Raw genomic sequence first — 13,279 nt, 5'->3', positions numbered from 1 at the left:
GTGATGGCTCCCTGTCGGTATCGCTGGACAATTATTACCTTTCACCCGAGCTGATACCCCTGTTATCGGAGCCGGACGCAACCTCTGGAATCCGCACGTTCAAGACACGCACCTACGTTGAGCTTGAAGAAGGTGGGACGGTGCTGCTTGGTCGCGACTCCGAACAGAACTACAGAGCCCGAGCAGGCACTGAACTTGTTGCCTCTGGACCACGCCTGGAACAAGTGGAGGGCAGCCTCCTATGGCGTCGAATTGCGCACCTCGACGTGACACAGCACGCAGACTCCAATCTCCCGCCTACACGGGCATTCAGGAAGAACTGGGGGGTTGACCCAAGATTCACATTGTCCGAATTGCTCACCATCGACAATGTTCACTATAAGGTGGTGACACGTACCGACGCGCGAGAATCCCCAATCACCTACATTCAGTCACCCGCCCATCCCATTTATGATTTTGACCTGCTCGAAGCCACCCTCAGGCATGTGCCTGACGAACAACCCCGAGGCGCAATACAAGTTCCGCCGGACCAGCATTGGGAAATTGACGCCAGACTACCCTTTGAAAAACCACTGACCGCTTACGTCCGGGATTTTTTTCCAGAAGTCACCACGGTCACCCTGGAAAACATCGCAAGAAAGCAATTTGAACTGAGCAATGACTCGCCGTTCGCCGACGCTGCGGGTTTGACCGCACTCCGGCAGATTTACAGCAGTTGGCAAAACGCGACCCTCTCGCCACATCCGCAATGGTCCGATCCACTACTGATGCTTCCGATTCTTCCCACCTCTTCGGCATCCCGAGGCGCTGCCCGCTCGATAGCCCTGCCCCATCCTTCCTCAACAGGAACATTGAATCGATTGGATTTTGATCCCCTGCGGTTCCAGCGACAGTGGCTTCTTTATCTGACGTCGTACTCGCCAGTGGAATTCAAACGCTTTATGGCCGCCCTTCTGACGCGTAATGGCTACACCGTCATTGAGCCCAACTCGTTCAATAGCTTTCCAGCATTGGTATTTCGCCGCACAGGGCATGACTATGTATTTTTCATGAGCCTGCACCGCACCAGAATTCCGAAGATTTCCCTTCCCATGTATATGGATCCCAAGACCGCCGACCTGCGTCTGGAAACCCAGGTCGGCGGAGTCGCTGCGAAAGCCGTCAACGATGCCCACAGTGCCAATAAAATCATCTGGCTCAAGGGCGGTACGGAAATTCGTCCAGGCGTTGCAGACACGATTTTTATCATCCGGGATGACAATGCCAGGCTGTAAATACATGGCTCAAAAAAAAGCCCGCAGTGTGAGCGGGCGAAAAACCAAAGAAGCTACATGCGCAGTCGCTTCCAGGACAAGGCAACGACTTGGGGGATCAGCTGCCTCGATACGTTGAATAAGCGTAGGGCGAAATCAGCAGGGGCACGTGGTAGTGCTCCTGCTCGGCCGAAATGCCGAAGCGCAGCACCACCACATCCAGGAACGCCGGCTCGGACAGCTGGACGCCACGGGTGCGGTAGTAATCGCCGGCATGGAATTGAATCTGATAGACGCCGCTACGGTAGTCATCCCCTTGCAATAACGGTGCATCGCAACGGCCGTCGCTGTTGGTCAGCGCGCTGGCGACCCATTGCAGTTGCGCACCTTCGACGCGGTACAACTCGACCTTGATCGAGCTGCCCGGGCAGCCGTGCGCGGCATCCAAAACGTGAGTAGTCAAACGTCCCATTGATTGTGCGCGCCTCGCTGCAAGCAGTCCGGCCCGACGCCTCCTGAATCAGTTGAAAGACAGGCCGCACCATTTCGGAGCGCGAAACGCTGCGGCGATGAGCGAATTAAGACACTTCAAACGAAAATTGTACACAATAAAAAACAGAAATTTATCCCTTTCCTCATTCGCGGCGGGTTCTGACCCGATCGGCAATCAAACCAGCCTATACAATGGATTGTCCTGATTTAGCTGACCAAGTGGGCAGGTTTCTTGCAGTGTAGACCCGCAAGGGACGGCGATGAAAAATGCAAAAATTCAGGCTTACAAAGCGCACATAAAGTTGTATACAATCAATCCATCGCTGTGACGCCATCCTGTGACTCATCCCCCAGGGCGCCACCTACATGGCTCGAACAAGAAGGAAAACTGCAGTGAGCGCTGACTACCCACGCGACCTGATCGGTTACGGCAGTAACCCTCCCCACCCTCAGTGGCCGGGCAACGCCCGCATCGCCCTGTCCTTCGTGCTCAACTACGAGGAAGGCGGCGAGCGCAACGTGCTGCATGGCGACAAGGAGTCCGAAGCGTTTCTCTCGGAAATGGTTTCGGCACAACCGCTGCAGGGTGAGCGCAACATGAGCATGGAATCGCTCTACGAGTATGGCAGCCGCGCCGGTGTCTGGCGGATCCTCAAGCTGTTCAAGGAATTCGATATTCCGCTGACGATCTTCGCGGTGGCCATGGCTGCCCAGCGCCACCCTGACGTGATCCGTGCCATGGTCGCCGCCGGTCACGAAATCTGCAGTCACGGTTATCGTTGGATCGACTATCAATACATGGATGAAGCCCAGGAACGCGAGCACATGCTCGAAGCGATCCGCATCCTCACCGAAATCACCGGCGAACGCCCGTTGGGCTGGTACACCGGCCGCACAGGCCCCAACACCCGCCGGCTGGTCATGGAAGAAGGCGGTTTTCTCTATGACAGCGACACCTACGACGACGACCTGCCCTACTGGGAACCGAACACCCCCAACGGCAAGCCGCACCTGGTGATTCCGTACACCCTGGACACCAACGACATGCGCTTCACCCAGGTCCAGGGTTTCAACACGGGCGACGATTTTTTCCAATACCTCAAGGATGCCTTCGACGTGCTGTATGCCGAAGGCAGCGAGGCGCCGAAGATGCTTTCCATCGGCCTGCACTGCCGCCTGATCGGCCGTCCTGCCCGCCTCGCAGCCCTCAAGCGGTTTCTTGAATACGCCAAGGGTCATGAGCATGTCTGGTTCAGCCGTCGCGTCGACATCGCCCGCCACTGGCAGCAGACCCACCCGCATCCGGGCGCTTCGAAATCAGGGGCTTCAAAATGACCGCATTCCAGACCCTCAAGCCTTCGACCTTGAGCCGCGAAGCGTTCGTCAAAGCCTTCGCTGACATCTACGAACATTCGCCATGGGTCGCCGAAAAGGCTTTCGACCTGGGCCAGGACCCCTCGATCGACCAGATCGAGACCCTGCACCAGCGCATGAGCGACATCCTGCTGTGCGCCGATCATGCCAGCCAACTGGCACTGATCAACGCACACCCGGACCTGGCCGGCAAAGCCGCCGTTCAGGGCCAACTGACCGAGGCCAGCACCAACGAACAGGCTGGCGCCGGTATTCACCAATGCTCGAGCGATGAGTTCCAACGCTTCACCGAGCTGAACGAGGCCTACAAAGCCAAGTTCAAGTTTCCCTTCATCATGGCGGTAAAAGGCAGCAACCGGCATCAGATCCTCGCGGCGTTCGAAACGCGCATCCACCATTCGGCAGATACCGAGTTCAAATGCGCGCTGGCAGAGATCAACAAGATCGCGTTGTTCCGATTACTGATTCTTTAGCGCGCAGCCCTGAGACCCAGGCCCCTGCAAGCATCCCCAGCCAACTTACTAAAGGCAGACAAGAAGAATGAAAGCTTACGCCGTACCCTTCGAGAAGTTCGTCAACCTGGCCGACGCCCGCCTGGGCACCAAGATCATCTCGGTCACCGATGACTGGTTCGCCGACGCCAACCGTCTGTTCCAGCCGACACCGGCCGTATGGAAGGAGGGCGTATTCGATGACAACGGCAAGTGGATGGACGGCTGGGAGTCGCGCCGCAAGCGCTTCGAAGGCTACGACAGCGCGGTGATCCGCCTGGGCGTGCCCGGTTCGATCAAGGGCGTGGACATCGACACTTCATTCTTCACCGGTAACTACCCGCCGTCGGCGTCCCTGGAAGCCTGCTTCCTGGCCTCGGGCGAGCCAGACGAACATACCCAATGGACTGAAGTGCTGTCGGCCGTGGAACTGCAAGGCGACAGCCACCACTACCATGAAATCAGCAATGACCAGGCCTTCAGCCACCTGCGCTTCAACATCTACCCCGATGGCGGCGTGGCCCGCCTGCGGGTCTACGGCATTCCGTACCGCGACTGGTCGGCCGTGGGCGACAATGAACAGATCGACCTGGCCGCGGCCCTCAATGGCGGTCGCGCCCTGGCCTGTTCCGACGAACACTTCGGTCGCATGAGCAACATCCTCAACCCCGGTCGCGGAGTGAACATGGGCGATGGCTGGGAAACCGCCCGTCGTCGTACCCCCGGTAATGACTGGGTAATCGTCGCCCTGGGCCATGCCGGCGAGATCGAGAAAGTCATCGTCGACACCTTGCACTTCAAGGGTAACTACCCGGACAGTTGCTCGATCCAGGGCGCGTTCGTCAAGGGCGGCACCGACAGCCAGATCGAAACCCAGTCGCTGTTCTGGCGCGAATTACTGCCCAGCCAGAAGCTGGAAATGCACGCCGAACACACCTTCGCCGAGCAGATCAAAGCCTTGGGGCCGATCACCCACATCCGCCTGAACGTGTTCCCGGATGGTGGCGTGAGTCGCCTGCGGGTGCTCGGCAAGGTCGCGAAGTAATGCTGAGCCTGTAGGAGCTGGCGAAGCCTGCGATCTTTTGATCTTTGTTTCTCAAAGGGCAAGATCAAAAAGATCGCAGGCTTCGCCAGCTCCTACAGGGAATGCAGTGAACTGAAAATACATTTCAAAGATAAGAAGACCAGCATGCGCACACTCAAGATCGAACCGTTGACCAAAGAAGCCTTCGCCCCGTTCGGTGACGTGATCGAAACCGACGGCAGCGATCACTTCATGATCAACAACGGTTCGACCATGCGCTTCCATCGCCTGGCGACGGTTGAAACCGCCGAGCCGGACGACAAGGCGATCATCAGCATCTTCCGCGCCGATGCGCTGGACATGCCGTTGACCGTGCGCATGCTGGAGCGCCATCCGCTGGGCAGCCAGGCGTTTATTCCGCTGCTCGGCAACCCCTTTCTGATCGTGGTCGCGCCACTTGGCGATGTACCTGTATCAGGTTTGGCCCGCGCCTTCGTCACCAACGGCAGGCAGGGCATCAATTACCATCGCGGCGTCTGGCACCACCCGGTGCTGACGATCGAAAAGCGGGATGACTTCCTGGTGGTTGATCGCAGTGGCACAGGCAATAACTGCGATGAGCATTTCTTCAAAGAGGATGAGTGTTTGATCCTCGCCCCCCACCAATAAGAGAAGCGTCCGATCACGCGAAAACAAGCGTGACGGGCGAGAGGTAAAGACTGTGGAAGCACATATGCTGGAATGGCTGAACCTGAGTGTGCGCTGGGTTCATATGATCACTGGCGTGGCCTGGATCGGCGCGTCGTTCTACTTCGTCTGGCTGGAAAACAACCTCAATCGCGTCAACCCCAAAAGCGGTCTGGCCGGTGATTTGTGGGCCATCCACGGTGGCGGCATCTACCACCTGGAGAAATACAAACTCGCGCCGCCGTCCATGCCGGACAATCTGCACTGGTTCAAATGGGAAGCCTACTTCACCTGGATGTCGGGCGTCGCCCTGCTGTGCCTGGTGTTTTATTGGAACCCGACCCTGTACCTGCTGGCACCGGGCAGCAGCCTGAGCGGGGCCGAAGGCGTCGCCCTGGGCATCGGCTCGTTGTTCGTCGGCTGGTTCGTGTATTCCTTTCTCTGCGACTCGGCCCTGGGCAAACGCCCTGCCCTGCTCGGCCTGATCCTGTTCGTGCTGTTGATCGCCGCGGCCTACGGGTTCAGCCAGGTGTTCAGCGGTCGCGGTGCCTACCTGCATGTCGGGGCAGTTATCGGGACGATCATGGTCGGCAACGTGTTCCGCATCATCATGCCGGCCCAACGCGCGCTGGTGGCAGCCATTGCCGAGAACCGCACCCCGGATCCGGCACTGCCGGCCAAGGGCCTGTTGCGTTCGCGCCACAACAACTACTTCACCCTGCCGGTGCTGTTCATCATGATCAGCAACCATTTCCCGAGCACTTATGGCAGCCAGTACAACTGGTTGATCCTGGCTGGGATCGCCGTGGCGGCGGTGTTGGTGCGGCATTATTTCAATACCCGTCACGACAGCAACAAGTATGCCTGGACGCTGCCGGTCGGCGCGCTGGCGATGATCTGCCTGGCTTATGTCACGGGTCCAAAACCCATGGCCACAGCGCCGGAAGTCGCCAAAGCCCCTGGCGTGATCGAGTACCAACCGTTGCCGGAAACGGCAGTGGGCGGCGGCGCGAAACCGGCAACGCCCGCGGCCGCACCGGCATCGACGCCGGCCCAGGCCGCCAATGTCCAAGGTCCTTCCTTCGAGAAAGTCCATAGCGTGATTCAGGAGCGCTGCTCGGTCTGCCATTCGGCCAAACCCACCAGCCCGTTGTTCAGCGCCGCGCCGGGCGGTGTGATGTTCGATACCCCGCAACAGATCCAGCAACAAGCCGCGCGCATCCAGGCCCAGGCCGTGGCGACGCAGATCATGCCTCTGGGCAATATCACCCAGATGACCCAACAGGAACGCGACCTGATCGGCGCGTGGATCACCCAGGGGGCGCGGACCAACTGAGTCCCGCCGACATCAAACCTGACATCACCCGCTACACGTAATACCGCTGACAGGCAGACCGGCACACCACCGGTCGCCCGTCAGCGACTGCCTGCGCCTCAACAATAAAAACAAGAGGAAAGCATCAGATGACCCAGCCCCGCCATCACGCCCCAAATTTGCCACGAATGCGCCGTTGCAGGGCACTTGAGCCCATGAATGCAGGGCCGTATCCTGCGCGGCCGTTTGAATCCGGTACCGCATAAAACCAGCAGATCCTGACCGATACGCCAACTATTGCAGTGTTGGCAGATATCGGCTCCCGCTGAACACACTTTTTCGACCGCTTCACACCACTGAACAAGCCATTTTTCCGATTTATCCCGGTCTTGGCTCAGCTCTTGCTGTCAGCGCTTGTCACAAACAAAAAGCTGACCGAACGGATGTTTTTTCCGTAGAAAAAAGCGCCACACCAGAGCGCTGATCTTAAAAAAAAAAGCAGTACCACTTACCTTTGGGAGCAAACCGAATGAAACATACGTGCACCAGCCTGATACTTGCGGGATCTTTGCTGACCGCCGGCCAAGCGATGGCCGACGACCTGTTCCAATGGCAGAACAACAGCCTGACTTACCTCTATGGCAAGGATTTCCAGGTCAACCCGCGCATCCAGCAAACCGTGACCTTCGAGCACGCCGATGCCTGGAAATACGGCGACAACTTCTTCTTCCTCGACCGGATCTTCTACAACGGCCAGGACGACAGCAATTCCGGCCCGAACACCTACTACGGTGAGTTCAGCCCACGCCTGTCGTTCGGCAAAATCTTCGACCAGAAGCTGGAACTGGGTCCGATCAAAGATGTGTTGCTGGCCATGACCTATGAGTTCGGTGAGGGTGACAACGAGTCCTACCTGATCGGTCCGGGCTTCGACCTGGCGATCCCCGGTTTCGATTACTTCCAGTTGAATTTCTACAACCGCCAGACCGAAGGTCCGCGCGCTGGCGACAACGTCTGGCAGATTACACCGACCTGGGCCTACACCCTCCCGGTGGGCTCATCCGACATCCTGATCGACGGCTTCATCGACTGGGTGGTGGACAACGACAGCAACTCCAAAGGCACCTACCACGCCAACCTGCACATCAACCCGCAGATCAAATATGACTTGGGCAAGGCACTGAAGCTGGGCGCCAAACAGTTGTATGTGGGTGTGGAATACGACTACTGGAAGAACAAATACGGGATCAAAGACAGCGAGGGCTTCAAGACCGATCAGAGCAATACCAGCTTCTTGCTCAAGTATCACTTCTGATTGATTCACCTGAACTCTGGAAACACAAGGATCCAGGTGGGAGCGAGCTTGCTCGCGATGGCGGTGGGTCAGGCTAAATAGCTGTTGGATATGCCGCCGTCATCGCGAGCAGGCTCGCTCCCACAGTTTTTTCCGGGTGGCTGCAAGATTCACATCCACCACAAATCCCCTGTGGGAGCGAGCCTGCTCGCGATAGCGGTGGGACTGCTTGCATCAATCTTCAGGACAACCGCAAAAACCGGCTCAACGCCTCGCGCTGGGCCAAGGCATCCTGGCGCCCCAACTCGATCAGTTCACTGCAATAGCCCGCTTCGAACAGCAGATAACTCAGCACCCCGGCACCGCTGGTCTTGGTTGCGCCCGGCCCGCGCAGGAACATGCGCAGCGCGCGGGGCAATTCCAGGCGATGGCGGGCGGCGATTTCGTCGATCGGCTGGCTCGGCGAAATCACTAACACCTCCACCGGCGCCGCGCCCAGCGCATGCGCCGGCACGTCATCGGGCAGCAGATGACTGAAGCCATTCAGACGCTCCAACAACTCGATGTCGCTTTCCAGGCTGTCAATGAACGTGCTGTTGAGCATGTGGCCACCGATCTGCGCCAGCGTCGGTTGCTGGCCGGTGTAACTGCGCTGCAACGGCTCTGACGAACCAAGGCCACGCGGATTGCCGCTGACCCCGATGACCAGCACGCGATTGGCCCCCAGGTGCAGGGCCGGGCTGATGGGAGCCGATTGACGCACCGCGCCGTCGCCGAAATATTCCGGGCCGATCCTGACCGGCGCGAACAGCAGGGGGATCGCTGAACTGGCGAGCAGGTGCTCCACCGACAACAGCGCCGGTACGCCGATTCGCCGATGCCGCAACCAGGCGCCGATGGTGCCGCGGCCCTGGTAGAAGGTCACAGCCTGGCCGGACTCATAACCGAACGCAGTCACCGCCACGGCCCGCAATTGCTGCTGCGCGATCGCCTGTTCGATACCGGAGGCGTGGAATTGAGACTGGAGCAGTTCGCGCAACGGCGAACTGTCGATCAGCGCCACCGGTAACCGCGCGCCCAGGCCCAGCAAGCTGTGGCTGATGAAACGGGTTGCCTGGGCAATCACGCCCCACCAGTCGCTGCGCATCACCTGATGGCTGCGCACCGCTTGCCAGAAGGCAGTCAGGCGCTCGATGGCCGTTTTGAAGTCCATCGCCCCGCTGGCCAGGCTGACCGCGTTGATTGCCCCGGCTGAGGTGCCGACAATCACCGGGAACGGGTTATCCGCCCCGTCCGGCAACAATTCGGCAATCGCTGCCAATACCCCCACTTGATACGCTGCCCGCGCCCCGCCGCCGGAAAGAATCAAACCTGTCACCGGTTCAAGTGGGGTCATCGCAACGCTCCGTGTTCAATAAGTGGACGACAGGCCTAACCGCGTTTGTCATACAGCTTCGGCTCGCCCGGCGGACGGCTCTTGAAGCGCCGGTGAGCCCAGAGGTATTGCTCGGGGCATCTGCTGACCGACTGCTCCACCCACCGATTGATACGGATGCAATCGGCCTCTTCGCTCTCCCCTGGAAAATCTTCCAGTGGCGCCTGGATCACCAAACGGTAACCACTGCCATCAGCCAGACGCTCCTGGATGAACGGCACCACCCGTGCCTTGCCCAGGCGAGCGAACTTGCTGGTGGCCGTAACCGTCGCGGCCTGGATTCCGAACAGCGGCACGAAGACGCTTTGCTTGGCGCCGTAGTCCTGGTCCGGCGCATACCAGATCGCCCGACCGGCCCGCAGCAGCTTGAGCATGCCGCGCACGTCGTCACGTTCCACCGCCAGGGAATCAAGATTGTGTCGCTCGCGCCCACGCCGCTGGATGTAGTCAAACAGCGGATTCTTGTGCTCGCGGTACATGCCGTCGATGGTGTGCTGCTGGCCGAGCAAGGCCGCGCCGATTTCCAGCGTGGTGAAGTGCAGCGCCATCAGAATCACCCCTTTGCCCTCGCGCTGGGCCTGCTTGAGATGCTCCAGACCTTCGACATGGGCCAGCTTCGCCAGGCGCGAGCGCGACCACCACCAACTCATGGCCATTTCAAAGAAGGCGATACCGGTGGAGGCAAAATTTTCCTTGAGCAGGCGCTTACGCTCGGCAGCGGACTTTTCAGGAAAACACAGTTCCAGATTGCGCTGGGCGATGCGCCGTCTGTCGCCGGCCACACGATACATCAGCGCACCCAATACACGACCGGCGCGCAGCAGCAGCGGATAGGGCAACTGAACAATCAGCCACAACAGCCCCAGACCGCACCACAGCAGCCAGAAACGCGGATGAAAAAATGCAGCTCGAAAACGCGGGCGATCCATTACAGCTTCCATAAAGACATGGGCCGCGCATTCTACATCGTTCGACCCGGCTTGCGGCCCGGGGACGATCTCGTTATAAGTCTCGGCACTTTTAGTGACAAGCCGTTGTACGCCGACCATGAGCCAAACCGAACCGCTAGACCAAGATCCCGTGTTCCAGCTGAAGGGCAGCATGCTCGCCATTACGGTGCTGGAGCTGGCCCGCAACGACCTGGAGAGCCTTGACCGGCAGTTGGCGGCCAAAGTCGCCCAGGCCCCGAATTTCTTCAGCAATGCCCCGTTGGTACTGGCCCTGGACAAGCTGCCGGCCGGCGAAGGCGCCGTGGATCTGCCGGGCCTGATGCGGGTTTGCCGCCAGCACGGCCTGCGCACCCTGGCGATCCGGGCCAGCCGTATCGAAGACATCGCCGCCGCCATCGCCGTGGACATTCCGGTGCTGCCGCCCTCCGGCGCCCGGGAACGGGTGCTGGAGCTAAGTCCGGCCGAGCCCCGGAAAAAGCCGGAAAAACCGCCAGAACCGACCATCAAGCCGACCCGGGTCATCACCTCTCCGGTACGTGGCGGGCAGCAGATCTATGCCCAGGGTGGCGATTTGGTCGTGGTGTCCTCGGTCAGCCCGGGCGCGGAACTTCTGGCCGATGGCAACATCCATGTATACGGCCCGATGCGCGGCCGTGCCCTGGCCGGTGTCAAGGGCGATACGAAAGCCAGGATTTTCTGTCAGCAGTTGAGCGCTGAACTGGTCTCTATCGCCGGACAGTACAAGGTTTCCGAGGATCTGCGTCGCGACCCGCTGTGGGGGGCCGGTGTCCAGGTCAGCCTGTCGGGCGACGTGTTGAACATCATTCGGCTTTAACGGATACTGCCGCATTTTCCAAGCATCTCTAAAACGTAGCGAAAACGGCTTAAACGACGTAGGAAAAAGGATAAGGCAGTGTTTACCGGAGGTAGACCCGTCCAGCATCCGATTCCAGCCAAGCCTGTCCAATTGCAGCAGTTTCAGAGATGTTTTTCAGGGGCTGAAAAAGTCCTTTTTCCTTAGGGGTGAAACACCTTGGCCAAGATTCTCGTGGTTACATCCGGCAAGGGTGGTGTGGGTAAGACCACCACCAGCGCCGCTATCGGTACCGGCCTCGCTCTGCGCGGCCATAAAACAGTCATCGTCGATTTCGACGTCGGCCTGCGTAACCTCGACCTGATCATGGGTTGCGAGCGTCGCGTGGTCTATGACTTCGTCAACGTGGTCAACGGTGAAGCGAACCTGCAACAAGCCCTGATCAAGGACAAGCGCCTTGAGAATCTGTACGTGCTGGCCGCCAGCCAGACCCGCGACAAAGACGCGCTGACCCAGGAAGGCGTGGAAAAAGTGCTGATGCAACTCAAGGAAGACTTTGAGTTCGTGGTGTGCGACTCCCCGGCCGGTATCGAGAAAGGTGCCCACCTGGCCATGTACTTCGCTGACGAAGCGATCGTCGTGACCAACCCGGAAGTCTCGTCGGTACGCGACTCCGATCGCATGCTGGGCCTGCTGGCGAGCAAATCCCGTCGCGCCGAGAACGGCGAAGAGCCGATCAAGGAGCACCTGCTGCTGACCCGCTACAATCCGCAACGCGTCAGCGATGGGGAAATGCTGGGCGTCGAAGACGTCAAGGAAATCCTCGCTGTTACCCTGCTGGGTGTGATTCCTGAATCCCAAGCGGTACTCAAGGCCTCCAACTCGGGCGTGCCGGTAATTCTCGACGACCAGAGCGACGCCGGTCAGGCGTACAGCGACGCGGTCGATCGCCTGCTGGGCAAAACCGTAGAGCATCGATTCCTCGATGTAACGAAGAAAGGTTTCTTCGAGCGCCTGTTTGGAGGTAGGTAATGAATCTTTTTGACTTCTTTCGTGCCAACAAAAAGCCAAGTACCGCCTCGGTCGCGAAAGAGCGTCTACAGATCATCGTGGCGCACGAGCGCGGCCAGCGCAGTACCCCTGATTATCTGCCAGCCTTGCAGAAAGAACTGGTGGAAGTGATCCGCAAGTACGTCAACATCGGGTCTGATGATGTGCATGTGGCGCTGGAAAGCCAGGGCAGTTGCTCGATTCTGGAACTCAATATCACCCTGCCGGATCGCTGATAGATCCTGCGGGAGCCACGGCGGCTCGGGCCTCATCGCTCTGTGTGTGTAGGAGCTGGCGAAGCCTGCGATCTTTTGATCTTGCACTTGAGACTCAAGTAAGTTCGAAGATCGCAGGCTTCGCCAGCTCCTACATACAGGACGGCGATAGGCCCGAGCCGCCGTTGGCGTTTGTTACGAGACTGTTTGAATGCCCCTGTCCAACATCCGCATCATCCATCAGGACGCCGCCGTCCTGGTGGTCGACAAGCCGACCCTGCTGCTGTCCGTGCCCGGCCGGGCCGACGATAACAAAGACTGCCTGATCACCCGCCTGCAGGAAAACGGCTACCCGGAAGCGCGAATCGTGCACCGGCTGGACTGGGAAACCTCTGGCATCATCCTGCTGGCCCGAGACCCGGACACCCATCGCGAACTGTCTCGGCAGTTTCATGACCGGGAAACCGAAAAGGCCTACACAGCATTGTGCTGGGGCCAACCGGAGCTGGACAGCGGCAGCATCGACCTGCCCCTGCGCTACGACCCACCGACCAAACCGCGCCACGTGGTGGATCATGAGCACGGCAAGCACGCCCTGACCTTCTGGCGCGTGCTGGAGCGTTGCGGCGACTGGTGCCGGGTCGAACTGACGCCGATTACCGGGCGCTCGCATCAGTTGCGCGTGCACATGCTGTCCATCGGTCATCCGCTGCTGGGCGACGGCCTCTACGCCCATCCCCAGGCCCTCGTTGCGCGGCCACGGCTGTGCCTGCACGCCAGCATGCTCAGCTTCACCCACCCGCAAAGCGGCGAACGCCTGCGCTTCGAGTGCCCGGCGCCGTTCTGAAAAATAGCGGCGCTTGCATCGCGAGCAGGCTCGCTCCC

Annotated in this window: 14 protein-coding genes; 11 read left to right on the top strand and 3 right to left on the bottom strand. The window is 59.4% G+C overall.

The features are described from left to right. Positions 1-344 precede the first annotated feature (344 nt). Complete coding sequence (locus BM132_RS21370; RefSeq protein ID WP_092458608.1) at positions 345-1,274, top strand: hypothetical protein; 930 nt, start codon at positions 345-347, stop codon at positions 1,272-1,274. A 97-nt stretch (positions 1,275-1,371) separates the two neighbouring features. Here BM132_RS21370 and uraH read toward each other — a convergent pair whose 3' ends face one another. Continuing rightward, a complete protein-coding gene (gene uraH / locus BM132_RS21365) occupies positions 1,372-1,725 on the bottom strand; it encodes a hydroxyisourate hydrolase (protein ID WP_092400242.1) in 354 nt (117 codons plus the stop codon). 413 nt (positions 1,726-2,138) lie between these two features. Between uraH and puuE the strand changes: the two genes are divergently transcribed. The 6 genes from puuE (at position 2,139) to BM132_RS21335 (ending at position 7,951) form a co-directional block, all read left to right on the top strand. After that, entirely contained in the window at positions 2,139-3,080 is a 942-nt protein-coding gene (gene puuE / locus BM132_RS21360) for an allantoinase PuuE (protein ID WP_092458605.1), read from the top strand. Beyond that, on the top strand, positions 3,077-3,592 hold the full coding sequence (gene uraD / locus BM132_RS21355) for a 2-oxo-4-hydroxy-4-carboxy-5-ureidoimidazoline decarboxylase (protein ID WP_092458603.1): 516 nt from the start codon (positions 3,077-3,079) through the stop codon (positions 3,590-3,592). The genes puuE and uraD overlap by 4 nt, the downstream gene beginning before the upstream one ends. 67 nt (positions 3,593-3,659) lie before the next feature. Next, complete coding sequence (gene alc, locus BM132_RS21350) at positions 3,660-4,655, top strand: allantoicase (RefSeq protein ID WP_092458601.1); 996 nt, start codon at positions 3,660-3,662, stop codon at positions 4,653-4,655. Positions 4,656-4,799: 144 nt separating this feature from the next. After that, complete coding sequence (locus BM132_RS21345) at positions 4,800-5,303, top strand: ureidoglycolate lyase (protein WP_092400304.1); 504 nt, start codon at positions 4,800-4,802, stop codon at positions 5,301-5,303. Between the two features lie 52 nt (positions 5,304-5,355). Next, positions 5,356-6,657, top strand: a complete 1,302-nt coding sequence (locus tag BM132_RS21340) for a urate hydroxylase PuuD (RefSeq protein ID WP_092458599.1) — start codon at positions 5,356-5,358, stop codon at positions 6,655-6,657. Positions 6,658-7,165: 508 nt separating this feature from the next. Beyond that, entirely contained in the window at positions 7,166-7,951 is a 786-nt protein-coding gene (locus BM132_RS21335) for an outer membrane protein OmpK (RefSeq protein ID WP_092458597.1), read from the top strand. Positions 7,952-8,171: 220 nt separating this feature from the next. Here BM132_RS21335 and BM132_RS21330 read toward each other — a convergent pair whose 3' ends face one another. Both BM132_RS21330 and BM132_RS21325 read right to left on the bottom strand, forming a co-directional pair. Continuing rightward, the gene (locus BM132_RS21330; RefSeq protein WP_092400252.1) at positions 8,172-9,326 is read right to left on the bottom strand and encodes a patatin-like phospholipase family protein; all 1,155 of its coding nucleotides are present in this window, start codon (positions 9,324-9,326) and stop codon (positions 8,172-8,174) included. 35 nt (positions 9,327-9,361) lie between these two features. Then, positions 9,362-10,294, bottom strand: coding sequence for a lipid A biosynthesis lauroyl acyltransferase (locus BM132_RS21325; RefSeq protein ID WP_092458595.1), 933 nt, complete (start codon positions 10,292-10,294; stop codon positions 9,362-9,364). A 118-nt stretch (positions 10,295-10,412) separates the two neighbouring features. Between BM132_RS21325 and minC the strand changes: the two genes are divergently transcribed. The 4 genes from minC to BM132_RS21305 all read left to right on the top strand — a co-directional run bounded on the left by minC (position 10,413) and on the right by BM132_RS21305 (position 13,241). Next, positions 10,413-11,150, top strand: a complete 738-nt coding sequence (gene minC / locus BM132_RS21320) for a septum site-determining protein MinC (RefSeq protein WP_092458593.1) — start codon at positions 10,413-10,415, stop codon at positions 11,148-11,150. 198 nt (positions 11,151-11,348) lie between these two features. Then, the gene (gene minD, locus BM132_RS21315; RefSeq protein WP_042728954.1) at positions 11,349-12,161 is read left to right on the top strand and encodes a septum site-determining protein MinD; all 813 of its coding nucleotides are present in this window, start codon (positions 11,349-11,351) and stop codon (positions 12,159-12,161) included. Continuing rightward, positions 12,161-12,415 (top strand): cell division topological specificity factor MinE, encoded by a 255-nt coding sequence (gene minE, locus BM132_RS21310; protein WP_003179111.1) that lies wholly within the window; start codon positions 12,161-12,163, stop codon positions 12,413-12,415. Before minD ends, minE begins: the two co-directional genes overlap by 1 nt. 190 nt (positions 12,416-12,605) lie before the next feature. After that, positions 12,606-13,241, top strand: a complete 636-nt coding sequence (locus BM132_RS21305; protein WP_092458591.1) for an RluA family pseudouridine synthase — start codon at positions 12,606-12,608, stop codon at positions 13,239-13,241. Positions 13,242-13,279 lie beyond the last annotated feature (38 nt).

It is taken from the genome of Pseudomonas sp. NFACC45 (genome assembly GCF_900113505.1).
GTDB classification, from domain to species: domain Bacteria; phylum Pseudomonadota; class Gammaproteobacteria; order Pseudomonadales; family Pseudomonadaceae; genus Aquipseudomonas; species Aquipseudomonas tehranensis.
Note: the sequence above shows the minus strand (reverse complement) of the source record. Positions and strands in the feature narration are given on the sequence as shown.